The sequence below is a fragment of the Devosia ureilytica genome, from assembly GCF_024273195.1.
Classification (GTDB): Bacteria; Pseudomonadota; Alphaproteobacteria; order Rhizobiales; family Devosiaceae; genus Devosia; species Devosia ureilytica.
This window is the reverse complement of the sequence record NZ_JAMZCU010000003.1, coordinates 270,229-293,088: the sequence shown is the minus strand read 5'-3', so window position 1 is coordinate 293,088 and position 22,860 is coordinate 270,229. Positions and strand designations below refer to the sequence as shown.

At 61.6% G+C, this 22,860-nt stretch carries 18 protein-coding genes; 15 read left to right on the top strand and 3 right to left on the bottom strand.

Annotated elements, in window-relative coordinates:
- Positions 1-207 precede the first annotated feature (207 nt).
- The 8 genes from NIM87_RS09260 to NIM87_RS09225 all read left to right on the top strand — a co-directional run bounded on the left by NIM87_RS09260 (position 208) and on the right by NIM87_RS09225 (position 11,196).
- Positions 208-3,576, top strand: coding sequence for a hybrid sensor histidine kinase/response regulator (locus NIM87_RS09260; RefSeq protein WP_254674376.1), 3,369 nt, complete (start codon positions 208-210; stop codon positions 3,574-3,576).
- On the top strand, positions 3,563-4,492 hold the full coding sequence (locus NIM87_RS09255; protein WP_254674375.1) for a response regulator transcription factor: 930 nt from the start codon (positions 3,563-3,565) through the stop codon (positions 4,490-4,492). Before NIM87_RS09260 ends, NIM87_RS09255 begins: the two co-directional genes overlap by 14 nt.
- A gap of 400 nt (positions 4,493-4,892) precedes the next feature.
- Positions 4,893-5,357 (top strand): Lrp/AsnC family transcriptional regulator, encoded by a 465-nt coding sequence (locus NIM87_RS09250; RefSeq protein ID WP_254674374.1) that lies wholly within the window; start codon positions 4,893-4,895, stop codon positions 5,355-5,357.
- A gap of 139 nt (positions 5,358-5,496) precedes the next feature.
- Positions 5,497-6,528, top strand: coding sequence for an ABC transporter substrate-binding protein (locus NIM87_RS09245; RefSeq protein WP_254674373.1), 1,032 nt, complete (start codon positions 5,497-5,499; stop codon positions 6,526-6,528).
- A gap of 148 nt (positions 6,529-6,676) precedes the next feature.
- Positions 6,677-7,468 (top strand): ABC transporter ATP-binding protein, encoded by a 792-nt coding sequence (locus NIM87_RS09240; RefSeq protein ID WP_254674372.1) that lies wholly within the window; start codon positions 6,677-6,679, stop codon positions 7,466-7,468.
- Positions 7,465-8,280, top strand: a complete 816-nt coding sequence (locus NIM87_RS09235; protein WP_254674371.1) for an ABC transporter permease — start codon at positions 7,465-7,467, stop codon at positions 8,278-8,280. Before NIM87_RS09240 ends, NIM87_RS09235 begins: the two co-directional genes overlap by 4 nt.
- Positions 8,281-8,344: 64 nt before the next feature.
- Positions 8,345-10,516: an FdhF/YdeP family oxidoreductase gene (locus NIM87_RS09230; RefSeq protein WP_254674370.1), complete on the top strand. Its 2,172-nt coding sequence runs from the start codon at positions 8,345-8,347 to the stop codon at positions 10,514-10,516.
- Complete coding sequence (locus NIM87_RS09225) at positions 10,513-11,196, top strand: DUF2461 domain-containing protein (protein ID WP_254674369.1); 684 nt, start codon at positions 10,513-10,515, stop codon at positions 11,194-11,196. Before NIM87_RS09230 ends, NIM87_RS09225 begins: the two co-directional genes overlap by 4 nt.
- On the opposite strand, the gene NIM87_RS09220 is transcribed toward NIM87_RS09225, so the two are convergent.
- Positions 11,193-12,812 carry an alpha-amylase family protein gene (locus NIM87_RS09220; protein WP_254674368.1) on the bottom strand — a complete coding sequence of 540 codons (1,620 nt, stop codon included), beginning with the start codon at positions 12,810-12,812 and terminating at the stop codon, positions 11,193-11,195. The genes NIM87_RS09225 and NIM87_RS09220 overlap by 4 nt on opposite strands.
- Before the next feature lie 127 nt (positions 12,813-12,939).
- Here NIM87_RS09220 and ettA point away from each other — a divergent pair, with 127 nt between their 5' ends.
- The 5 genes from ettA (at position 12,940) to NIM87_RS09195 (ending at position 17,894) form a co-directional block, all read left to right on the top strand.
- Positions 12,940-14,595 carry an energy-dependent translational throttle protein EttA gene (gene ettA, locus NIM87_RS09215; protein WP_254674367.1) on the top strand — a complete coding sequence of 552 codons (1,656 nt, stop codon included), beginning with the start codon at positions 12,940-12,942 and terminating at the stop codon, positions 14,593-14,595.
- Positions 14,596-14,777: 182 nt separating this feature from the next.
- Positions 14,778-16,223: an HWE histidine kinase domain-containing protein gene (locus NIM87_RS09210; protein ID WP_254674366.1), complete on the top strand. Its 1,446-nt coding sequence runs from the start codon at positions 14,778-14,780 to the stop codon at positions 16,221-16,223.
- On the top strand, positions 16,213-16,581 hold the full coding sequence (locus tag NIM87_RS09205; protein WP_254674365.1) for a response regulator: 369 nt from the start codon (positions 16,213-16,215) through the stop codon (positions 16,579-16,581). The genes NIM87_RS09210 and NIM87_RS09205 overlap by 11 nt, the downstream gene beginning before the upstream one ends.
- A gap of 126 nt (positions 16,582-16,707) precedes the next feature.
- A complete protein-coding gene (locus tag NIM87_RS09200; protein WP_254674364.1) occupies positions 16,708-17,046 on the top strand; it encodes a hypothetical protein in 339 nt (112 codons plus the stop codon).
- Between the two features lie 5 nt (positions 17,047-17,051).
- Positions 17,052-17,894 (top strand): alpha/beta fold hydrolase, encoded by an 843-nt coding sequence (locus NIM87_RS09195; RefSeq protein WP_254674363.1) that lies wholly within the window; start codon positions 17,052-17,054, stop codon positions 17,892-17,894.
- Positions 17,895-18,054: 160 nt separating this feature from the next.
- Here the strand turns inward: NIM87_RS09195 and NIM87_RS09190 are convergent, their stop codons facing one another.
- Positions 18,055-18,504 (bottom strand): host attachment protein, encoded by a 450-nt coding sequence (locus tag NIM87_RS09190; protein ID WP_254674362.1) that lies wholly within the window; start codon positions 18,502-18,504, stop codon positions 18,055-18,057.
- Between the two features lie 195 nt (positions 18,505-18,699).
- Here NIM87_RS09190 and rarD point away from each other — a divergent pair, with 195 nt between their 5' ends.
- On the top strand, positions 18,700-19,644 hold the full coding sequence (gene rarD / locus NIM87_RS09185) for an EamA family transporter RarD (RefSeq protein ID WP_254674361.1): 945 nt from the start codon (positions 18,700-18,702) through the stop codon (positions 19,642-19,644).
- A gap of 11 nt (positions 19,645-19,655) precedes the next feature.
- Here rarD and NIM87_RS09180 read toward each other — a convergent pair whose 3' ends face one another.
- Entirely contained in the window at positions 19,656-20,552 is an 897-nt protein-coding gene (locus NIM87_RS09180) for a hydrogen peroxide-inducible genes activator (protein ID WP_254674360.1), read from the bottom strand.
- Between the two features lie 97 nt (positions 20,553-20,649).
- Between NIM87_RS09180 and katG the strand changes: the two genes are divergently transcribed.
- Positions 20,650-22,833: a catalase/peroxidase HPI gene (gene katG, locus NIM87_RS09175; protein ID WP_254674359.1), complete on the top strand. Its 2,184-nt coding sequence runs from the start codon at positions 20,650-20,652 to the stop codon at positions 22,831-22,833.
- The last annotated feature ends 27 nt before the right edge of the window (positions 22,834-22,860 follow it).

Genomic DNA, 22,860 nt, shown 5'->3' with positions numbered 1-22,860 from the left:
AGACACCGTTGGGAGGCGTCTGGTGTGGACTGTGGGACACATCTTAACCGGCGCCCTATACGTCGATTGACGTAACTCCCCGCCCGGCAGAAATCGCAACAGCAGCGAAAGCCCTGAAAAACCGCGTGATTTCCGCAAAATTCGTGCTATTCAAGCCTTGGCGATTTTTTGGGCAGCGCCCTGAATTGGTTAAGGCTTGAGCGAGTAATGGCACGGCAGCGGATCATTCCGATCAGGCGCGAGTATAATCGCTGGGTGGCCAACCAGACCTTGGAAGACTATGCGCTGCGCTTCACTGCCAAGTCGGCACGGCGCTTTTCCAATGATCGCATTTCGCAAACCGCCATCGGTGCCATTTCCTTCCTGGCGCTCGAGGCTATCGGCGGCGCCATCACGCTGAGCTATGGTACGACCAATGCGCTGATCGCCATCCTGATCGCCTCGATTGCGATCCTCCTGGTGGGCGTGCCCATTGCCCGCTATGCGACGCGGCACGGCGTCGATGTGGACCTGCTGACCCGCGGCGCCAGCTTTGGCTATATCGGCTCGACCATCACCTCGCTGATCTATGCCAGCTTCACCTTCATCCTTTTCGCCATTGAGGCCTCGATCATGTCGAGTGCGCTGCAATTGGCTTTCGGCATTCCGCTTTGGGCGGGGCATGTCATTTCGGCGCTGGTGGTCATTCCGCTGGTGACCCATGGCATCCGCATGATCTCGTCGTTCCAGATGCTGACCCAGCCGATCTGGATCGTCCTCAACGTCCTCCCCTTCTTCTTCATTGCCTTTATGGATTGGGAGAAGTTCGACCTGTGGCGCGCCTTTGCCGGGCTCGGGCAGCCCGAGGGCGCGGCGGGCACCATCGCGCCCTTCGACGTCGCCAAGTTCGGCGCCGCATCGGCGGTTATCCTGGCGCTAATGACCCAGATCGGCGAGCAGGTCGACTTCCTGCGCTTCCTGCCGGCAACGGGGGCGCAGAAATGGCGGCACAAGCTTGGCATTTTCCTCGCCGGGGCGGGCTGGGTCGTGGTTGGTGCGCCCAAGCTGATCGCCGGCTCGTTCCTGGCCTTCCTGGCGCTCTCGGCCGGCGTTGCGCCCGAGCATGCGTCCGAACCGGGCTATATGTACGCCGTGGCTTTTGGCTACATGATCCCCAATGAATTCGTGGCCATGATGCTGATGGCCGTCTTTGTGGTGGTCAGCCAGCTCAAGATCAACGTCATGAACGCCTATGCCGGGTCTCTGGCCTGGTCGAACTTTTTTTCGCGCCTCACGCATAGCCACCCGGGGCGCGTCGTCTGGCTGCTGTTCAATGTGGCCATTGCGCTCCTGCTGATGGAGCTGGGCATCTACCGGCTGCTCGAAGAAACGCTGGGCATGTTCTCGATCATCGCCATGGCGTGGCTGTGCACCATCTCGGCAGACCTGTTCATCAACAAGCCCCTGGGCCTGGCCCCGCCCGGCATCGAGTTCAAGCGGGCCCATCTTTATGACATCAATCCGGTCGGCGTCGGCTCGATGTTGATCTCGGCAACCATTGCCCTGGTGGCCCATTTCGGCGTCTTTGGCGAGATGGCCGCCTCGCTGGCGCCCTATATCGCACTGGTCGTCTGCTTCATCGCCTCGCCCACCATCGCCTGGGCCACCAAGGGCAAATACTATCTGGCCCGCAAGCCGCGAAAAGCCTGGGCTGACAAGACGTCGCTGACCTGTTCGATCTGCGAGCATCCGTTCGAACCCGAGGACATGGCCTGGTGCCCGGCCTACGCGGCGCCGATTTGCTCGCTGTGCTGCTCGCTCGATGCGCGCTGCCATGACATGTGCAAGCCGCATGCGCATTTTCGGGCGCAGACCCATGCGGTCGCGTCCAGCATTATGCCGCAATGGGTGATCGGAAAACTCCAGACCCGGCTGGGGCGCTACGGCATCTCCATGGGCATGGCCACCGCAATCCTCGGCAGCATTCTCGGGCTGATCTACTATTTCGCCATCGGCTCGGCCCCTCACACAGCCGATGTCGTGGGCGGCACGCTGCTGGTCGTGTTCTTTGTCTTTGCAGTCGCGGCAGGGGTGATGACCTGGTTCCTGGTGCTGGCCCATGACAGCCGCCTTGTGGCCGAAGAGGAAAGTTCGCGCCAGAATACGCTGCTGCTCAAGGAAATCGACGCCCATGGCAAGACCGACGCCCAATTGCAGCGCGCCAAGGAAAAGGCCGAAGCCGCCAATCAGGCCAAGAGCCGCTATGTCGTTGGCCTCAGTCATGAATTGCGCACCCCGCTTAATGCGGTCATGGGCTATGCACAAATCCTCGAACGTGATGCGCAACTGCCGGAAAACCGGCGCGGGTCGGCGCAGGTCATTCGCCGTAGCGCCGAACATCTGTCCGGGCTGATTGACGGGTTGCTCGATATTTCCAAGATCGAGGCGGGTCGGCTGCAGGTCTATTCGAGCGAAATCAACATTCAGGATTTCCTGGACCAGATCGTCGACATGTTCCGCCTGCAGGCCGAGGCCAAGGGGCTCGAATTCCGCCATGTTCGGGCCAAGGCCTTGCCGGTCTATGTGCGGACCGACGAGAAGCGGCTGCGGCAGATCCTCGTCAATCTCTTGTCCAATGCCATCAAGTTCACCAGCGTCGGCCACGTGAGCTTTGAAGTCAGTTACCGGATGCAGGTGGCGAGCTTTACCGTCGAGGACAGCGGCAGCGGCATTGCGCCGGCCGATCTCGACCATATCTTCGAGCCCTTCGTGCGCGGCGAGGCTGAGCGCAACCGCTTTACGCCGGGATTGGGGCTGGGCCTCACCATCACCAAGCTGCTCACTGAAACACTGGGTGGGGAAATCACGGTGTCCAGCAATGTGGATGTCGGCACCCGCTTTCAGGCGCGGTTGATGTTGTCAAAGGTGGAGCGCCCGACCAAGCGCCTCGCGCCGGTGCAGCAAATCATCGGCTACCAGGGCAGTCCGCGCACCTTGATGGTGGTCGATGATAATGATGACCATCGCGAGCTGATGCGCGAAATGCTGTCCCCGCTGGGTTTCATCGTGCTGACTGCCGTGGATGGCCCATCGTGCCTTGCCGCGCTCGACAGCGTTGCGCCCGATCTGTTCTTCGTTGATATCCGCATGCCGGGCATGAGTGGCTGGGCGCTGGTCGGCGCTATGCGTGAGCGTGGCATTACCGCGCCGATGATCATGTTGTCGGCCAATATCGGGGACGGGGCCAACCCAACCAGCGCCGATGCCGGGCACAGTGACACGCTGGCAAAGCCCTTTGATCTTAGCCAGTTGATCGACAAGCTGGGCGCGCATCTGGGTCTGGAATGGACCCATGAAGCGGCGTTGCTGACGGCGAAGCCGAAGGGGCGCCTGCGCTCGCCCGGTGCGGGGCACTTGCGCGACCTCGCCAGTCTGGGGCAAATCGGTCATGTGCGCGGGATCGATGCCAAGCTTGTTGAACTGGCGGGCGATCCACAAAATCAGCCGCTGGTCGATGCTCTGAGACGTCATATGCAGGATTTCGACTTCGACGGCTTCGCCGAGACGCTGGAACGGGTGGGCCATGAGCCGGATTGAGAAGGAACAGGATATCGTTCTTCTGGTCGACGACTCCCCGGAGTCGCTGGGCTTTCTCACGACGGCGCTGGAGCAGGCGGGGGTCACCGTGCTTGTGGCGCGCAGCGGCGACGCTGCCCTCAAGATCGTTGAGCGGGTGACGCCCGACGTCGTGCTGATGGACGCCGTGATGCCGGGCCTCGACGGCTTCGAGACCTGCCAGCGGATGAAGGCGCTTGCGCCGCTCACGCATGTGCCAATCATTTTCATGACCGGCCTGACCGAGACCGAGCATATCGTGCATGCGCTCGAAAGCGGCGGCGTCGATTATCTCTCCAAGCCCATCAATGTCGACGAGCTGCGGGCCCGCATTCGCGTCCACCTGGCCAATGCCCGCCGCGCCCAGAGCGCCCGCATTGCGCTCGATGCTGCCGGACGTCATCTGGTGGCATTTGGCACCGAGGGCGCGGTGTTGTGGTCGACCCCGCAGGCCAACCGTCTGCTCGAACGCTCCGGCGTTGACGCGGCACAGCAGCCGGAGATGTCGCGCTCCTTCGTTGCCTGGCGCTTGGGCGAGGGGGATCGATTGTCGCCTGGTGGCGGCTTTGAGCTCGATGTCGCGGCATCGCCCGGTCTGCAGTTTGCCTATCTCGGCGTTGTTGGGGGCGACGAATACCTGTTCCGGCTGGCCCGTGCCGAGGAAGCAGGGCAAGAAGAAATCCTGCGCCAGCATTTCGGCCTGACATTGCGCGAAAGCGATGTGCTGCTGTGGATTGCCCGGGGCAAGTCCAACAAGGACATTGGCGATATTCTCGGCCTTAGCCCGCGCACGGTGAACAAGCACCTCGAACAGGTTTACACCAAGCTGGGCGTCGAGAACCGGGCCTCCGCCGCCATCAAGGCCATTCAGGCCCTTCAGGCGCCATTCGAGCTGTAAGCCACGTCTGACCGGGTGTCGGCTCTTTCCATCACAAAATAATGCAGTTTCGATTTGACGGGAACTGCTGCCAGCCCCGTCCGTTGAGCAAGCGAACCGGCCGCGACGAGACGGTCCGGGCCCGCTAACGGCGGAACGCCAACAGAGCCTCCGCCAATAGAACGGTGGCTGGCCGGCAGAGGCTGACGCTCCTTTGTCGGTTGCCCCGGAGGGGCGCGAAACTTCGGTTTCGCGCCCTGTTTTTTGCGCCCATAGCGGGACCGCCGACCCGGGTTAGGGCGCCATTCACCATTATTTCAGCACTGCGGGCATGCAGCTTCGTACATTTGCGTAGTGTGCTTGAATTTGGCCACAGCTGGGTCGCATGGTCAGGTTGCCTTTGACCCGCGTGGAGCGTCCCATGCCACTACAACCCGATGCCACCGACCGAAAACTTCTGCGTGAGCTCCAGCGTGATTCGCATCGCAGTGTGCAGGTCCTGGGCGAAAGCGTGGGCTTGTCCCCCTCGGCCTGCCATCGCCGCATCAAGTCCCTTGAGGAATCCGGCCATGTTGCTGGCTATCACGCCGAGCTCGACGCGGCGCGTCTCGGCTTTACCATGCAATTTTTTATCGAGGTCGGTCTGACCAGTCAGAGCGAAGCGGCGCTCGATGCTTTTGAGGCGGCCGTGCAGGATATTCCTGAAGTCCTCGAGTGCCATTTGATGGCTGGACAGTCTGATTACATCCTGCGTGTCGTTTGCCGCGATCACGAGGACTTCGAGCTTTTGCACCGGCGGCTCAGCGCTCGTCTGCCCGGCGTGGCGCGCATCCATTCCAATATGAGCATTCGCCGCGTCAAGGCCCGGACGGGTCTGCCGATCTAGGCAGACGCGCTAAAACGCGGCGCGATGCCCAATATTTGGGCATTTGACTTTTATGGCGATGTTTTAGTCGGAATCTGCTTGCGTGTTGGATTTGGCTGCGCTTGATTTCTCCCCATAACAATATGGGGACGTCATAATCATGCTTTCACGCCGCCGTTTTTCCGCAGCAATGGCGCTGGCTGCGGGCCTCGCCGTTTCAGGCGTGGCGCTGCCTGCCTTTGCGCAGACCGATATCAAGCTGACGCTGGACTGGCGCTTTGAAGGCCCGGCCGCCGGCTTCCTCCTGGCCCAGGATAATGGCTATTTCGCCGCCGAAGGCCTTAACGTCACCATCGATACCGGCAATGGCTCGGTCGAAGCGATCCCCCGCGTGGCGACGGGCGCCTATCAACTGGGCTTTGGCGATATCAATTCGCTGATCAAGTTCCTCGACGAAGATCCTGCGCAGCCGGTCAAGGCTGTGATGATGGTCTATGACAAGCCGGTGTTTTCGGTGGTGGGCCGCAAGTCGCTGGGCATTACTGAAGACCCGAAGTCCCTCGAAGGCAAGAAGCTCGGCGCGCCGCCGCCGGATGGTGCCTTTGCGCAGTGGGCGGCCTTCAAGGAAGCCGCCGGCATCGACGACAGTGCCATCACGCTTGAATCCATTGGCTTCCCTGTGCGCGAGCCGATGCTGGCCTCGGGTGATGTTGATGGCGTCTTCGGTTTCGCCTTCTCGGTGATCCTTAATCTCAAGGCCAATGGCGTGCCGGATGAGGATATTGTGCCAATCCTGTTCGCCGATCACGGTCTCAACCTTTATGGCAATGCCATCATGGTCAACGAGACTTTCGCCGAAGAGAACCCGGAGGCCGTGAAGGGCTTCCTGCGTGCCCTGGCCAAGGGCTTTGCCGATGCTGTGGCCGATCCGGCCGCCGGCGCCGCTGCAGTGCTGGCGCGCAATGAAACGCTCAATATCGACACCGAGACCGAGCGACTCGAAATGGCCAATGAGATGAACATCAAGACCCCCTATGTGGTCGAGAACGGTTTTGGCGGTATCGATGAGGCGCGCCTTGCCGCCTCCATCGAAACGCTCAAAATCTCTATGGGCCTCAAGGGCAATGTCACCGCCTCCGACGTGTTCGACGCGCAATACCTGCCGCCCGCCGAAGAGCGCATGCTGCCGTAAGGCCACACGAGCTTCCTCCTTCTTCCCTCAACGGGAGAGGGAGTTCCCGGGTGATTAGGGACGCCCGGGCTATCCGCCCCGAGCCATTCTTCCGAGGGAACGGGAATGGTTTCGGGGCGGGTCCTTTTCCAGGCTATTGCGAGGCGATATGGCTACGCCATTGGTTTCAATTGAAAATGTCGACATGCGCTATGGTGGGCCGGAAGGCACGCTGGCGGTGAGCGGGCTCGATCTCAAGATCAATCGCGGTGAGTTTGTTGCCGTGGTGGGGCCGTCGGGTTGCGGCAAGTCCACATTGATGAAGTTGACCACGGGCCTTCATATCCCGCAGTCGGGTACGGTCATTGTCGCCAATAGCCAGGTGACCAAGCCCGTCTCAATTGTTGGCATGGCCTTCCAGAACCCGACCATGCTGCCTTGGCGGACGACGCTGGAAAATATCCTCCTGCCGCTCGAAATCGTCGAGCGGCACCGGCACCGCCTTCGCGCGCACAAGGCGGATTATATCGCCAAGGCCGAAGCCCTCCTGGAGACCGTCGGCCTCAAGGGTTTTGGCGAGAAGTTCCCATGGCAACTGTCGGGCGGCATGCAGCAGCGCGCCAATCTGTGCCGCGCGCTGATCCATGAGCCTGAATTGCTGATGCTCGACGAACCCTTCGGGGCGCTCGATGCCTTTACGCGCGAGGAACTCTGGTGCGTCATTCGTGATCTGCATGCCAGCCAGGACGTTACCATCGCCCTGGTTACGCATGATCTGCGCGAAAGCGTGTTCCTCGCCGACAAGGTGGTGGTGATGAGTGCCCGCCCGGGCCGCATCATTTCCGAGCATGTGGTGCCCTTCGAGCGGCCGCGTCAGCTCGACCTGCTCTACGAGCCGGCCTTCAACGAAATGGTGCAGAAGCTGCACGGGGAAATCGCCACCGCGAGGGCCGCAGCATGACCACGACCCAAATTGCCCCTCCCGTCGCCACGGCGCCGAAACCTGCCTTCAAGCTGAACTGGGTGCAGCTTTCGCCGGTGCTGTACACCATCGGCCTATTCGTCATCTGGGAGATTGGGGTGCGCCTCTCCGGCCTGCCACACACGATTTTCCCGACGCCGACGCGGGTGTTCGAGGCCATTGTCCAGTATTGGTCGCCCATCTGGAAGAACTCGCTGCAAACGCTCTACACCACGGTGCTTGGCTTCATCATCGCCATCGTGGCTGGCCTTGGCATTGGCCTCTTCATTGGCTGGTCAAAGACCATATATGCCGGGCTTTACCCTATCATGGTCGGGTTTAACGCCATCCCCAAGGTGGCGCTGGTGCCGATCCTCGTTATCTGGTTCGGCATCGGCACGGTGCCGGCAGTGCTGACGGCCTTTCTGATTTCCTTTTTTCCCATCGTCGTCAATGTGGCCACTGGCCTTGCGACCATCGAGCCGGAGACCGAGGATGTGTTGCGGGCGCTGGGGGCCAAGAAGCTCGACATCATGCTCAAGGTCGGCATCCCGCGTTCGATGCCCTATTTCTTCGGCTCGCTGAAGGTGGCAATCACGCTGGCCTTTGTCGGCTCTGTGGTAAGCGAAACCGTTGCGTCCAATTCGGGGTTGGGGAACATGATGGCGTCGGCCCAGTCCAACTTCAACGTGCCACTGGTGTTCGCTGGCCTCCTCATGCTCGCCATCGAAGGCATCGTCATGTACGCGCTGATGGCGTGGGTCGAAAAGCGCATGACCGGCTGGGCGCATCGGAGCACGATGTCGAACTAGCACGCAGACTGCCCCTTGCCCCGGTGCCCGTGTGTGACGGACAATGGGGCGAGGAGACTGCTTCGTGAGTGATACCAGCCATATCGTGGGCGGCGGCCCCAAGAAGGTTCTTTATACCCTTTCGACCATTGGTCGCATTGGCGTGGGCAAGGCGGCCAAAGCGCTGACGGCGAAGAATACCTGCAAGGCCTGTGCCTATGGCATGGGCGGGCAGCAGGGCGGCATGACGAATGAGCTGGGGGAATTCCCCTCGGTCTGCAACAAGTCTGTGCAGGCGCAGTCGACCGATATCCAGCCGCCTATCCCGGCCCCGATTTTCGAGCACACGATTGCCGATCTGGCCGAGCTTTCCGGTCGGGAAATGGAACAATTGGGACGGCTGGGCACGCCCCTGTTTCGCCGCGCCGGGGCCGACCGGTTCGAGCCCATCGACTGGGACACTGCCCTCGATCACGCCGCTCATCGCCTGGCAGACACCGCTCCGCAGCGCAGTTTCTTTTATTCCTCCGGGCGCTCGTCCAATGAGGCCGGGTTCCTGTTTCAATTGCTTGCCCGTGCCTACGGCACCAATAACGTCAACAATTGCTCCTACTATTGTCATCAGGCAACCAGCGAGGGGCTGAAGACCACCATTGGCACCGGCACCGCCACCATCGAGCTGGAGGATTTGACCGGCGCCGACCTGATCTTCGTGATCGGGGCCAATCCATCGTCCAATCACCCGCGCTTCATCCACATGCTCAAGAATTGCCGTGAACGCGGCGGGCAGGTGATCGTCATCAACCCGGCAAAGGAGCCGGGCCTGGTCAAATTCGCGGTGCCGAAATCGCCGATCTCCATGCTCAAGGGGGGCAGCGAGATCGCCTCGGATTATCTGCAACCGCGGATCGGGTCCGACATTGCGCTGCTCAAGGGGCTCTGCAAGGCGGTGCTGGAGCAGGGCACGGAGGACAAGTCATTCATCGCCGCGCATGGCGCCGGCTTTGACGCCTTTATTTCCGATATAGAGGCGCTGAGCTGGGCGACGATTACCGAGGCTTGTGGGTTGACGCAGGCCGATATTGCGCGCGTCGCGGCCGCCTATGGACGGGCAAAGCACGCCGTCTTTGCCTGGGGCATGGGCATGACCCACCATGTCCATGGCGTGTCCAATGTGGAAGCAATCGCCAATCTCGCACTGCTGCGCGGCATGGTGGGCAAGCGCTTTGCCGGGCTTCTGCCGCTGCGCGGGCATTCCAACGTGCAGGGCATCGGCACCATCGGGGTCAAGCCCGTGCTGGCGGGTGATGTGCTCAAGCGCATGGAAGAGACGTTTGACGTCACCTTCCCCAGGGAAACGGGGCTGGACACCATGGCCTGCATGCAGAAGGCTGCTGCCGGGGAGATCGATGCTGCGGTAATCATGGGCGGCAACCTCTGGGCGGCGACGCCGGACACGGCGTTCTCGACCCGGGCCATGGCGCAGATCGGTTTCAAGCTCTTTCTTACGACGACGCTCAACCAGGGGCATGTGCATGGCCTGGGCGAGGGTGAAGCGATGATTCTGCCGGTGGCGGCGCGCGATGAAGAGTGGGAGCCGACCACCCAGGAATCCATGTTCAACTTCGTGCGCCTTTCCGATGGTGGCATTTCTCGCATCGAGACGGTGCGTCCCGAAAGCTGGATTCTGGGGCAGTTGGGCAAGCGCATGCTGCCCGCTTCGCCCATCGATTTCGAAGCCTTTTCCGGTCACGCTCGCCTTCGCGACGCCATCGCCGCCATCGTTCCGGGCATGGAGGAATTAGCCGATATCGATGTGGCCAAGCGCGAGTTCCACATTCGCAATCGTGTGCTGCATGTGCCCAGCTTCGGCACGCCGGACGGCAAAGCGCATTTCGTGGTGGTGCCGGTTCCCGACACTGCGCCAGGCCAGCTGATGCTGGCCACCGTGCGCAGCGAGGGCCAGTTCAACTCGATCATCTATGAGGAAACCGACAGCTATCGCGGCAAGGCCGGGCGGCTTTCCATATTTCTCAATGGCGACGACATGGCCCAGCGCGGCCTGGACGAGGGGCAGGGGGTTAGCGTCACTTCCGATGCCGGCCAGATGCAGGGCTTTGCCACGCGGTTCGACCTGCCGCGCGGGTCGGTGCTGGCGTACTATCCAGAGGCCAATGTGCTGGTGGGGCAGGCGGTCGATCCGCGCAGCAAGACACCAGCGTTCAAATCGGTGAAGGTGGAGGTAGTCGCTCGATGAGCGCGGCATTCGACAGATTTCCCGATGCGACAAGGCAGTTCCTTGCCGGGATTGCAGCACACAACGAGAAAGCCTGGTTTGACGGCAACCGTGCGCTCTACGAGGCGGGCTATGTCGAGCCGGGCAAGGCGTTTGTCGCGGCTATCGGGCCAAGGCTTGCTGAAATCTCGCCCGGTGTCCACGCCGAGCCACGCATCAATGGCTCGATCATGCGCGTGAACCGCGACGTGCGCTTTTCCAAGGATAAGCGGCCCTACAAGGCGCATCTCGATTTCTGGTTCTGGCACGGCGAGAAGAAGGGTTGGTCCAGTCCCGGTTTCTACCTTCGCGTCACTGCGGACGAGGTTTTCATGGGTGTCGGTATTCATCAGTTCGACAAGGACATGCTTGAAAGCTTCCGCCACGCCATCGTGCTGCCGCGCTCAGGCAAGGCTCTGCAGGCAGCCATTGCCGCCGTCGAGGCCGCTGGCGCCTATGATATCGGCGAGAAAACGCGCAAGCGACCGCCAAATGGCTTTGCGGCCGATCCCGACCGGGCAGAATTCCTGCTGTTCGAAGGATTGACGGCGACAGTGAAGCTGCCCGCCGAAGTGGCCTTCGCGCCAGGGTTTGTTGAACTGGCGCTATCCCATTTCAAGGCCACTTGGCCGGTGGGAGCCTGGCTGCTGGCCGAGCTCTAGCGGCGCTCCTGATCGCACCGTAGCCAGCAATAGCCATAGGGCGGGATGTCCACGGGCTGCTCGGCAGGGAAGGGCGCCAGCGTGCCCTCGGTAGAGAGCATGGGCAGGTAACGCTCTATCGCGTCAATTTCGAGTTTGATCGATTTGGGTTTGGGGGAGAAATTGTGCAGCGTCACCACGCGCCCCCCGCGCCACTGGGAGACAAGTACCAGAACCTCATCGTCGCCAGTATCGATCAGGCTGGTTTCGCCCCAGCCGATTTCCGGTGCTGAACGACGGGTTCTGATCATCGCGGAAACCGCTTGCAGCAGCGAATCCCGGTTTCGGATCTGCTCCGCGACGTTGACGGCGTGGTAGCCAAATTTGCCGTTTGGCTTGGGCAGGTCCTCCCTGGGCTCCTTGCTGGGTGAAAACCCGCCATTGCGCTCATCGGCCCATTGCATGGGCGTACGCACAGCCTCCCGCTCGGGCAGGTTGAGGTTCTCCCCTAGCCCGATTTCTTCGCCGAACCACAGGACCGGCGTGCCGGGTAGCGCAAAGAGCAGCGAGTAGGCGAGCGACAGCCGCGTCTGATCGCCGTCGAACATGCCCGCCAGGCGACGACGCAGACCACGGCCATAAATCTGGTGTTCAGGCTTGGGGCCAAAGGCGTCGAAACATTCCTGCTGCTCCTGCTCGCTCAGCCGCTCCAGGCTCAATTCGTCATGGCTGCGAATGAAGTTTGCCCATTGACCAGTGCCGCCGGGCAGGGGGCGACGTTCCAATACCTGGCGCAGCGGGGCGGCCGTCTTTCTGGCGAAGGACAGGATCAGGTGCTGGTTGAGCAGGAAGTCGAAGACCATGCTCATCCGGTCGCCCTGATCATAATAGTCTTCGGTCCGGTCGTAGGAGATCGCTGCTTCCGCCAGCAGGACAGCACCGGCGCGGCGCCAGGCGAGGAAATCATGCATCCGCGTCAGCAGGCTGAAGTCTTCTCCCGCCTTTCCGGTCTTGGTCTGGACGAGGAATGGAACCGCATCAACACGAAAACCTGAGACACCCAGGGCCAGCCAGAAGCCCATGATCTTGAGGATCTCGTCCTGCACATCGGGATTGGCGCCGTTAAGGTCGGCCTGATGTGGATAGAAGCGATGCATGTACCAGGCGCCGGCCTTGCGGTCGTATGTCCAGACCGACTTCTGCACGCCGGGAAAGACAATGCCGTCTGTGGCATCGGCGGGTTTTTCGTCGCTCCAAATGTACCAGTCGCGAAACGGGGAGTCAGGCGACGAGCGCGCCGACTGGAACCACGGATGCTCGATTGACGTGTGGTTGACCACCAGGTCAATGATGACCCGCATGCCCCGATCCTTGGCGGCATGCATGAATTCCACGAAGTCGCCCAGGGTGCCGTGGCGCGGATCGACGCCGTAGTAGTCAGTGATGTCGTAGCCATTGTCGCGGTTGGGCGTGGGAAAGAACGGATTGAGCCAGAGGCAGTTCACCCCGAGACGTTCGAGGTAGTCCAGCCGGTCGGCCAGACCCCGGAAGTCGCCCACTCCATCACCATCGGCGTCCATGAATTTTTCGACGTCGAGGCAGTAGATGATGGCATTCTTGTACCAAAGATCAGACATGGATGCTCCTGTTTGCCACCTAGGCAACGAGAGCCTGCCCATGTCGTTCCGCCGGGCGTTGCTCCCGGCGACGGCATGGCCTACATAGGCGCCAATCTTCGAAACACCCCCAAGAGGTCTCGACGCCATGGCGCGCCAGTTCATCTATCACATGCACGGAATGAGTAAGTCCTATGCCGGCGGCAAGAAGGTGCTGGATAACATCCACCTCTCCTTCTACCCCGATGCCAAGATCGGCATTCTGGGCCCGAATGGCTCGGGCAAGTCGACGCTGCTCAAGATCATGGCTGGCATTGATACCGAATTTTCGGGCGAAGCCTGGGCCGCCGATGGCGCCAAGGTGGGCTACCTTGCCCAGGAACCGCAGCTCGATCCGACGCTGAACGTGCTGGGCAACGTCATGCTGGGCGTCAAGGAAAAGAAGGACATCGTCGACCGCTACAACGAGTTGATGATGAACTATTCCGACGAGACCGCCGACGAGGCGACCGCGCTGCAAGACCAGATCGACGCGCAGAACCTGTGGGATCTCGAATCTCAGGTGGAAGTAGCGATGGAGGCCCTCGGCTGCCCGCCCGGCGATGCCGAGGTCACCAATCTTTCCGGTGGCGAGAAGCGCCGCGTGGCCCTGTGCGCGTTGCTGCTTTCCAAGCCCGACATGCTGCTGCTTGACGAGCCGACCAACCATCTGGACGCCGAGACCACCGCCTGGCTCGAACGCCACCTGCGCGAGTTTGAAGGCGCGGTGCTGATCATCACCCACGACCGCTACTTCCTCGACAATGTCACGGGCTGGATTCTCGAGCTCGACCGCGGCCGGGGCGTGCCCTACGAAGGCAATTACACCGCCTATCTCGATGCCAAGGCCAAGCGCTTTGCCCAGGAAAAGAGCGAGGACGCGGCCCGTGCCAAGGTGCTCGAGCGCGAGCGCGAATGGATGGGCCAGTCGCCCCAGGCGCGCCAGTCCAAGTCCAAGGCCCGCCTCAAGGCCTATGATGAACTGGTCAAGATCAACGAGGCGCGCACCCAGTCCTCGACCGCCCAGATCATCATTCCGCCCGGTGAACGGCTGGGCCACAATGTCATCGACGTCGAAGGTCTCTCCAAGTCCTTTGGCGACCGCCTGCTGATCGACAATCTCAGCTTCAAGCTGCCGCCTGGTGGCATTGTCGGCATCATCGGTCCCAATGGCGCGGGCAAGACTACGCTCTTCAAGATGCTCACCGGCCAGGAAAAACCGGATGCTGGTTCGGTCACTGTCGCCGAAAATGTGCACCTGGGCTATGTCGACCAGAGCCGCGATGCGCTCAACCCGAACAAGACCGTCTGGGAGGAAATCTCGGAAGGCGACGAAGTGCTGCTGCTCGGCAAGCGCGAAATGAACAGCCGCGCCTACACCTCGGCCTTCAACTTCAAGGGTGGCGACCAGCAGCAGAAGGTTGGAAATCTGTCCGGCGGGCAGCGCAATCGCGTGCATCTGGCCAAGATGCTCAAGAGCGGCGCCAACGTCCTGCTGCTCGACGAACCGACCAACGATCTCGACACCGAAACCCTTGCCGCGCTCGAAGAGGCGCTGGAGGAATTTGCCGGTTGCGCCGTGATCATCAGCCACGATCGCATGTTCCTCGATCGCCTCGCGACGCACATGCTGGCCTTTGAAGGCGACAGCCATGTCGAATGGTTTGAAGGCAATTTCCAGGACTATGAAGCCGACAAGGTGCGCCGCCTCGGCGCCGATGCGGTCAATCCCAAGCGGGCGACCTACAAGCCGCTGACGCGGTAAGAAAAGAAAAGGGCGCGGCGCAAGCTGCGCCTTTTTCGCTTCCGGCCAACGCGCTGTCGGCGCACCGTCCGTTGGCATCTCAATGAACAAAATTGAGCCCTGATGGAACTTTCCAGCAAAAGCGACGTTGCTGGTCTTCGGCGGGATCGCGTTCCCGTTTCTAAAACGGGGCGTTTGAGCATATGGCTGAGGTTGACTACGCGCACATCTTCGCGGCGCTTCCCAGTCCGTTCATGGTGCTCGACAAGGATCTTCGATTTGTGGGCGCCAACGCCGCCTATGTTGCGACCACGGGTCGAACACTCGATGAGTTGCGTGGCCGATATATCATGGACATGTTCCCCAATCCGGGCGAGAGCGGAAGACGCCTTCTGCTGTCCCTTGAGCGCGTTGTAGCCACCGGCGAAACCGACACCCTGGCTTTCCTTCCCTATCCGATCCCGAAGGGAGACGGCACGTTTCAGAACCGCTATTGGACCGCCGTGCATGTGCCGGTGTTCGGTGATGATGGCGGTGTGGAATTTGTGCTGCAAAACACTGTGGACGTGACCGAACTGGTGCGTATGCGCGAGGCGGCAACGCTGCCCTTCACCTCGTTGTCGGCGGAAACCAGCCTCATTGAGCGCACCCGCGAAGCCGAGCGCGCAAGTGCTGATTTCCGTCGGCTGTTTCAGCAGGCTCCGGCCTTTTTCGCGGTGCTCTCGGGCCCCGAGCACATCTTCACTTTCTCCTCGGATTCATATGCGCGGTTGATCGGTGGGCGCAGCGTTATTGGCCTGCCAATCGCCAAGGCGCTGCCCGAAATGGTGGAGCAGGGCATCGTGAGCGTGCTCGACCAGGTCTATGGCGAGGGCATCGTCCATGCTGCCGAGGGCGCGCGCGTGATGTTGGAGAATGAACCCGGCAAGCCGGCACAGGAGACCTTCCTTGATTTCTCCTACAATCCGATCCGCAACGGCGCCGGTGATATCACCGGGGTGTTCGTCCAAGGCATGGATCGCACCGAATCCGTGCGCGCGGCGCAGCGCCAGCGCCTGCTGATCGACGAATTGAATCACCGCGTGAAAAACACGCTGGCGACGGTGCAGTCCATTGCCAGCCAGACGCTGCGCAATGCGACGGACATCTCGGCGGCCCGGCAGGCCTTTGAGGCTAGGATTATCGCCCTTTCCAAGGCCCACACCATGCTCAGCGACCGGCAATGGAATGACACCGAAATCGGCCATCTTGTTCGTCAGGAGCTGAGCGCCTTTGAGTCCGAACAGGTGCGCTTTGCCGGGCCCACGCTGGTCGTCAACGCCAAGGCTACGGTGGCGCTGGCCATGGTGCTGCATGAGTTGGCAACCAATGCCGCCAAGCATGGCGCACTCTCGACGCCCACCGGCACCCTTGCCGTTAACTGGCAGGATGGGGATGATGAAAGCCTCATCCTCGATTGGGTCGAACAGGGCGGACCGGCGGCCCGCGAGCCCGCGCAACGTGGCTTTGGTTCGCGATTGCTGCGCACCGTGGTAACTGGGGAAATGGGCGGATCGCTTGATCTGCATTATGAAGATACTGGGGTGACGGCACGTCTCGTTATCCCGCTCTCTGCCTATCAGGTTCAGGAGAACCAGTTTGTACAGTGATCGGCGCCGCATCTTTGTGGTCGAGGATGAAACGCTCGTTCTGATCAATCTTGAAGACATGCTCGGTGATTTGGGCTGGACTGTTGCCGCCCAGGCCATGTGGCTGGCAGATGCGGAGCGTCTCGCGGCGAGCATCGAGCCCCCGGACGCGGCTATTCTCGACGTCAATATCGGTGGCACGACAGTATTTCCGGCAGCCCGCATCCTGGCCGACCGGGGGGTGCCGATCCTCTTTGCCACCGGCTATGGACGCGATGGACTTCCCCCCGAATGGCAGGATCATCCGGTGATCGTAAAACCCTATACGCAGCGCGATGTCGCGACTGCGCTCGATGCGCTTGTGGGTTCTGCCAGCTAAACTGCTTTCCCCCTTTACCAAACCTCCATCGATCTGTGAAAAGCATTGGGTTTGCAGGCCTTTTTGCAATAGGTTGCAAACAAATGGGGCATCGCCCCGATCAGGATCGGTTCTTTGGGGGACTGTATGAAGAATTTTGTGCCGGGGGCGGCGCTTGTGATTGGCCTTGCCCTCGTCGCTCCGGCCGCCGCCGCGCCGGGGCAATGTTCCATGACGGGCTATGGCGAATTCGCCTGCGACGTGACTGTTGACGGTGGCGGTATCACCTTTGCGCTCCCCAGCGGGGAAACCTTCGTGTTCGCGCATGAGGCCGATGGCGAAGGCCTGGGCTATCTGATCGCCGCCAACCCGCAGCCGGGGCGCTATCCCGATGAGCTGGGCCGCTTCGTGCCGGTCGCGGATAATGCCGGCTGCTGGTTCGGTGAAAAAGACGAGATCACTTTCTGCGCCGCGCAGGAGCAATAGCCAACATGCAGGCCGAGCCCTTTGCCATTGATGTTGGCGGTGCCACGCTGACAGGGCTCGAGCAGGGCGAAGGCCTTCCGGTCGTGTTTCTTCATGCCGGGGTTTGCGACAAGCGCATGTGGCTCGACCAGATGCAGGCGGTTGACGACGCCGGCTGGCATGCAATTGCCTATGATCGGCGCGGCTATGGCGAGGCCACGAGCCCCGACGAAGCCTTCAGCCACCTTGATGATCTGGAAGCCGTGCTCGATGCGCTCGACATTCACGCGGTGGTGCTGGTGGGCTGTTCGATGGGCGGCGGGCTGGCAGTCGATTTTGCCCTGGCGCATCCGGGCCGGGTAATTGGTCTGGTGTTGATGGGCACCTCCGTCACCGGTGCACCCTGGACGGCCACGGCGGAAGAACGTGCCATTGAAATCGCCGAAGAGGATGCCTGGGAACGCGGCGACATCGACCTGCTCAACAAGGTGCAGGCGCATGAATGGCTCGATGGCCCGCGCACCCAGAGCGGTCGAGTTGGTGGTGCTGCCCGGACCCTGTTTCTGGACATGAATGCTGCCGCGCTGTCCAAGCCGCGACTGACGCAGGAAGAAGACGGCCCAGACGCCTGGGGCCGGATCGAGACAGTCACCGCGCCGACGCTGCTGGTCGTCGGCGATGAGGATTTTACCGCCATCGTCGAGCGCCATGAGACGCTGTCCGAGACCATGCCCAATGCCTTTGGGGTGGTGATCGAGGGCGCCGCGCATATTCCGAGCATCGAGAAGCCAGAACTCGTCAATTCCCTGCTGCTGCAGTTCCTCGACGCCTTTGACGGCGATGAAAGCGACGAGGATTCAGAGGCGTAGCGGCGCAACAGAATATGCCGCGCCGCCTCGTTAGCACTCTGATTCAATACCCTCACAGATTGATTCTGGTGACTGCCAGATTGATTCAACGCGTTGCGATTGCACGTTCAATAATCGACGCAACGCGCTGATTTATTTTAGTATTATTTCGTTCAGAAGTTCAGACTGCGATGATGCCGTCGAGATGGCGGTCAAGTTGCTGCGTGGGGACATTGGTGAGGTCCTTGTCCAGTTCGGCAACCACGGTTTTCTTGACATGGTCGGACAGGACCTTGCGCAGATTGCCCAAGGCAATCGGGGCGGCGGCAATCACCAGCCGGTCATAGGCACCGGACTTTGCCTTGCCATCCAGGACATCGGCCACCGAGCGCACGAATTCGGCCTCGCGGTGCTGTGCCGCGTCGGTCTTGGGCTCCATGGCGCTGCGCCCGGAGCCGACTGATGAATGGCTGCGACCGGGCCGGTCGCTATTGATGTCATGGGTCTGGAGCGGGGGAATGGACCAGTCCAGGCCCTTGATGGTGACGAGGCCTTTGCCAGGACCGGTGTGCTCCAGCACACGGGCCTGAGTGCCATCGGCGATCAGGATCCAGGTAACGGTCTTTTTCATTTGCTGCTCCTCGCATTGAGACTTGCCTGAAGCGCGACAAAATCATCGGCGCTTCAAATGGCAACGTCCGACTGGGTTAAAGGTTGGATCGGGGCCATCACCATTACAAGGGTTAACGATCACAAAGTCTGATTGGCCCAGGGTCGGGGGCGCTGTTAGACCGGCACGGCGCCCGACGCGGCGTGGAGTTTACCCATGACCCTTCCTGAACAGTCGCCCGAGATAGCGGCACCCGTCGCGCCGATACCGGCTGTCGATGCCAATGAAACGCGCAACGGCGTGATTGCCGCGCTGGCAGCTTACCTGCTGTGGGGGTTCCTGCCCATCCTGTTCCGCCTGATCGAGCAGGCGGGCTCCGTGCTCATCGTGGCCGAGCGAACCATCTGGTCGCTGTTGTTGCTGGCGGTGTTCATTGCTTTTGCCGGCGGCTTCTCCGAGGTCCGCGCGGTGCTTGCCGACTTCAAGCGCATGCGCATAATCGCGCTTTCCGCCGTGCTGCTGGTGGCCAATTGGCTGCTCTATGTCTGGGCGGTCGAAACCGGGCAGGTGCTCGAGGCCAGCTTTGGTTATTTCATCAATCCGCTGGTCAATGTGGCCATTGGCATGCTGCTCCTGGGCGAGCGGCAGAACCGGTGGCAAACCATTGCCATCGCTATCGCGTCCGTGGCCATACTCATTCAGGCCGGTGGACTCGGTCGTGTGCCAGTCATCGCCCTGGGCCTGGCGTTTTCCTTCGGATTTTACGGCTTCATCCGCAAGACGGCACATGCCGGACCGGCGACTGGGCTCTTTGCCGAAACCGTTGTCGTTGCGCCTTTCGCGCTGGCCTTTGTGGCATTCGACATTGCGACGCGAGGTATTGGCGTCCACGCCGATCCTGGCCAGATGGTGCTGCTGATGCTTACCGGCCCAGCGACTGCCATTCCATTGCTGCTGTTCGCCTATGGCATCCGCAGGCTGCGCCTGACCACCATCGGCATGTTCCAATATCTGGCGCCCTCGATCCAGTTCCTCCTGGCCATCACCCTCTTCGGCGAAGAGCTCAACGGCATGCGCCTCCTCAGCTTCGCGCTGATCTGGGTCTCGCTGATTGTGTTTTCATGGGACAGTTTCCGTCAGCGCCGCCGCCCCGCAGTCTAGCTGGGGACGGCTCAGGCCTCTGCGCTTGCGGTACGGATAACTTCGGCAATGCGCTCGAAGATCGCCGCATAGGGTGTCGCCTCGCGCCACACCAATCGGAGTTGCCGGCCGGCGGTCGGCTCGTCCAGCGCGTGGATGGCAATGCGTGGGTCGCTGGCTTCCTTGCGCAGGGCGATGCGTGGCAGCAGCGTAACGCCCTGACCATTGGCGACGAATTCCACAATCGTGGCCAGCGAGGTGGCGGCAAAGGCGTGGGGCTCGCGGTCGCCACTGAGCCGGCACGCCGAAATGGCCTGGTCGCGAAAGCAATGGCCTTCATCGAGCAACAGGATGCGCTCGGGCGGCAGTTCGGCCAGGGACACCGGATCATCGGCATCATCATCGCGCGGCGTGGCCAGCACGAAAGGATCGTCGAACAATGGGCTCACGACCAGCCGGGGTCCATTGGCGGGCGGATCGGTGGCGATCAGCGCAAGGTCGAGCCGCCCATCGTAGAGCGCGCCCAGCATGGTTTCGGTGCGGCTTTCGCTCACCGAAAAGCTGATGTCTGGCAGATTTTGCGTCAGCGCGGGATAGATACGGGGCAAAAGGTAGGGGGCGACTGTCGGGATCAGTCCGAAGCGTAGCGGTCGGTCGAGCCGCCCGGTGCGCCCGAGGGCAAAATCATCGAGCGTTTCGGCGGCCTTGATGGCTTCGCGCGCCAGCACCATGAAGTCGCGCCCGAAGGGGGTCAGCCGAACGCCGGTCTTCAGCCGATCGAACAGCGGCGTGCCGCAGGATGCCTCGAGCGTCAGGATCTGCTGGGACAGGGCCGGCTGTGACACCGCACAGGCTTCTGCCGCGCGACCGAAATGGCCATTTGTGGCCACCGCGATGGCGTAGCGCATCTGCTTGAGCGAGATCGTCATGATAACTTCTTCCTATCGTGAGAGGAAGATTAATCGATTGGTCTAATGAAGGCCAGATGTCTATAAGGCGTCAACACCTATTCAGGAGGCACCCGCCATGACCGATCCCAATCCCCAAGCCGATGCCGGCAAGTGCCCGTTCCCGCATGGCGGCAAGTCTGCTCCCAAAAACCGTGACTGGTGGCCCGAGGCGCTGGATGTGCAGGTGCTGCACACCAATTCTGCCCTGTCCGATCCGATGGGTGCGGACTTTGATTATGCCGAGGCCTTCAAGGCGCTTGATCTCGACGCCGTCAAGGCCGACCTCACCGCGTTGATGACCGACAGCCAGGATTGGTGGCCAGCCGATTTCGGGCATTATGGTGGGCTCTTCATCCGCATGGCCTGGCACAGCGCCGGGACTTATCGCATCACCGACGGGCGTGGCGGCGCCGGCATGGGCCAGCAGCGGTTTGCGCCGCTCAATTCCTGGCCGGACAATGCCAATCTCGACAAGGCGCGTCGCCTGCTCTGGCCGATCAAGCAGAAGTACGGCAATGCGATTTCCTGGGCCGACCTGATGATCCTGACCGGCAATGTCGCGCTCGAATCCATGGGCTTCAAGACCTTTGGCTTTGCCGGTGGCCGCGCCGATGTGTGGGAGCCCGAGGAGTTGTACTGGGGTCCCGAAGGCACATGGCTGGGTGACAGCCGCTACAGCGGCGAACGCCAGCTGGAAGAGCCGCTTGCAGCCGTGCAGATGGGTCTCATCTACGTCAATCCCGAGGGCCCGAACGGCAACCCGGACCCGCTGCTGGCGGCGCGTGATATTCGCGAGACATTCGCCCGCATGGCCATGAACGACGAAGAAACCGTGGCGCTGATTGCCGGCGGTCACACCTTCGGCAAGACCCATGGCGCGGGCGACCCGTCGCTGGTCGGGGCCGATCCCGAAGGCGCGGCGCTCGAGGACCAGGGCCTGGGCTGGAAGTCCACGCACGGCACCGGCATCGGCGCCGACGCCATTACGGGTGGCCCCGAAGTGACCTGGACGCAGACCCCGGTGCAATGGTCCAACTTCTTCTTCGAGAACCTGTTCGGCTATGAGTGGGAGCTGACGCAGAGCCCTGCGGGCGCCAAGCAGTGGGTCGCCAAGACCGATGACGCCGTCATTCCCGATGCCTTCGTGCCCGGCCGCAAGCATCGTCCGACCATGCTGACCACCGATCTGTCGCTGCGCTTTGACCCGATCTACGAAAAGATCTCGCGCCGCTTCCTCGAAAACCCCGATCAGTTTGCCGACGCCTTTGCCCGCGCCTGGTTCAAGCTGACCCACCGCGACATGGGGCCAAAGGCGCGCTATCTCGGCAAGGAAGTGCCGGCGGAAGACCTGATCTGGCAGGATGTCATCCCGCCTGTCGACCACCCGCTGGTCGATGACGCCGACATCGCGGCCCTCAAGGCCAAGGTGCTGGCTTCGGGCCTCGGTGTATCCGAGCTGGTTTCCACCGCCTGGGCTTCGGCCTCGACCTTCCGCAAGTCGGACAAGCGCGGCGGCGCCAATGGCGCGCGCATTCGCTTCGCCCCGCAGAAGGATTGGGACGTCAACCGGCCGGCCCAGCTCGCCAAGGTGCTGGCCAAGCTCGAAACCATCCAGGCCGAGTTCAATGCGTCTGCCGCCGGCGGCAAGAAAGTGTCGCTGGCCGATTTGATCGTGCTCGCCGGTGCGGCGGGCATCGAAAAGGCTGCCCATGCGGGCGGCCAGGCGATTTCGGTGCCCTTTACTCCGGGGCGCATGGATGCTTCGCTCGAGCAGACGGACGTCGCTTCGTTCGCCGCGCTCGAGCCGCGGACCGATGCCTTCCGCAACTATCTTGGTCCGCGCACCTTCATGCAGCCCGAAGAAGCCATGGTGGACCGCGCTCAGTTGCTCGGCCTCACCGGCCCGGAGCTGACCGTGCTGCTTGGCGGCCTGCGTGTGCTCAAGGCCGGTGTCAACGAGCATGGCGTGTTCACTACGCGGCCGGAGGTGTTGAGCAACGACTTCTTCCTCAATCTTTTGACCATGGACACCGCCTGGGCGCCCAAGGCCGACGAGGATGGCGTCTACGAAGGCCGCGACCGCAAGACCGGTGCGCTCAAGTGGACCGGCACCCGCGTCGACCTGATCTTCGGCTCGCATTCGCAGCTGCGCGCCTTTGCCGAAGTCTACGGCCAGGTCGATTCGGCTCCCAAGTTCACGAGGGACTTCGTTGCCGCCTGGAACAAGGTGATGAACGCGGATCGTTTTGACCTGCGTTGAAATCGCCGTAGCGAAAGTTAAAGGCCC

Bases quoted from the DNA above. Each gene is read 5' to 3' on its own strand.
- NIM87_RS09180 (WP_254674360.1), bottom strand. From the start codon at position 20,552: ATGACGATCTCGCTCAAGCAGATGCGCTACGCCATCGCGGTGGCCACA.
- katG (WP_254674359.1), top strand. From the start codon at position 20,650: ATGACCGATCCCAATCCCCAAGCCGATGCCGGCAAGTGCCCGTTCCCG.
- NIM87_RS09255 (WP_254674375.1), top strand. From the start codon at position 3,563: ATGAGCCGGATTGAGAAGGAACAGGATATCGTTCTTCTGGTCGACGAC.
- NIM87_RS09190 (WP_254674362.1), bottom strand. From the start codon at position 18,504: ATGAAAAAGACCGTTACCTGGATCCTGATCGCCGATGGCACTCAGGCC.
- NIM87_RS09240 (WP_254674372.1), top strand. From the start codon at position 6,677: ATGGCTACGCCATTGGTTTCAATTGAAAATGTCGACATGCGCTATGGT.
- ettA (WP_254674367.1), top strand. From the start codon at position 12,940: ATGGCGCGCCAGTTCATCTATCACATGCACGGAATGAGTAAGTCCTAT.
- NIM87_RS09235 (WP_254674371.1), top strand. From the start codon at position 7,465: ATGACCACGACCCAAATTGCCCCTCCCGTCGCCACGGCGCCGAAACCT.
- NIM87_RS09220 (WP_254674368.1), bottom strand. From the start codon at position 12,812: ATGTCTGATCTTTGGTACAAGAATGCCATCATCTACTGCCTCGACGTC.
- NIM87_RS09225 (WP_254674369.1), top strand. From the start codon at position 10,513: ATGAGCGCGGCATTCGACAGATTTCCCGATGCGACAAGGCAGTTCCTT.
- NIM87_RS09195 (WP_254674363.1), top strand. From the start codon at position 17,052: ATGCAGGCCGAGCCCTTTGCCATTGATGTTGGCGGTGCCACGCTGACA.
- NIM87_RS09200 (WP_254674364.1), top strand. From the start codon at position 16,708: ATGAAGAATTTTGTGCCGGGGGCGGCGCTTGTGATTGGCCTTGCCCTC.
- NIM87_RS09260 (WP_254674376.1), top strand. From the start codon at position 208: ATGGCACGGCAGCGGATCATTCCGATCAGGCGCGAGTATAATCGCTGG.
- NIM87_RS09210 (WP_254674366.1), top strand. From the start codon at position 14,778: ATGGCTGAGGTTGACTACGCGCACATCTTCGCGGCGCTTCCCAGTCCG.
- NIM87_RS09245 (WP_254674373.1), top strand. From the start codon at position 5,497: ATGCTTTCACGCCGCCGTTTTTCCGCAGCAATGGCGCTGGCTGCGGGC.
- NIM87_RS09250 (WP_254674374.1), top strand. From the start codon at position 4,893: ATGCCACTACAACCCGATGCCACCGACCGAAAACTTCTGCGTGAGCTC.
- rarD (WP_254674361.1), top strand. From the start codon at position 18,700: ATGACCCTTCCTGAACAGTCGCCCGAGATAGCGGCACCCGTCGCGCCG.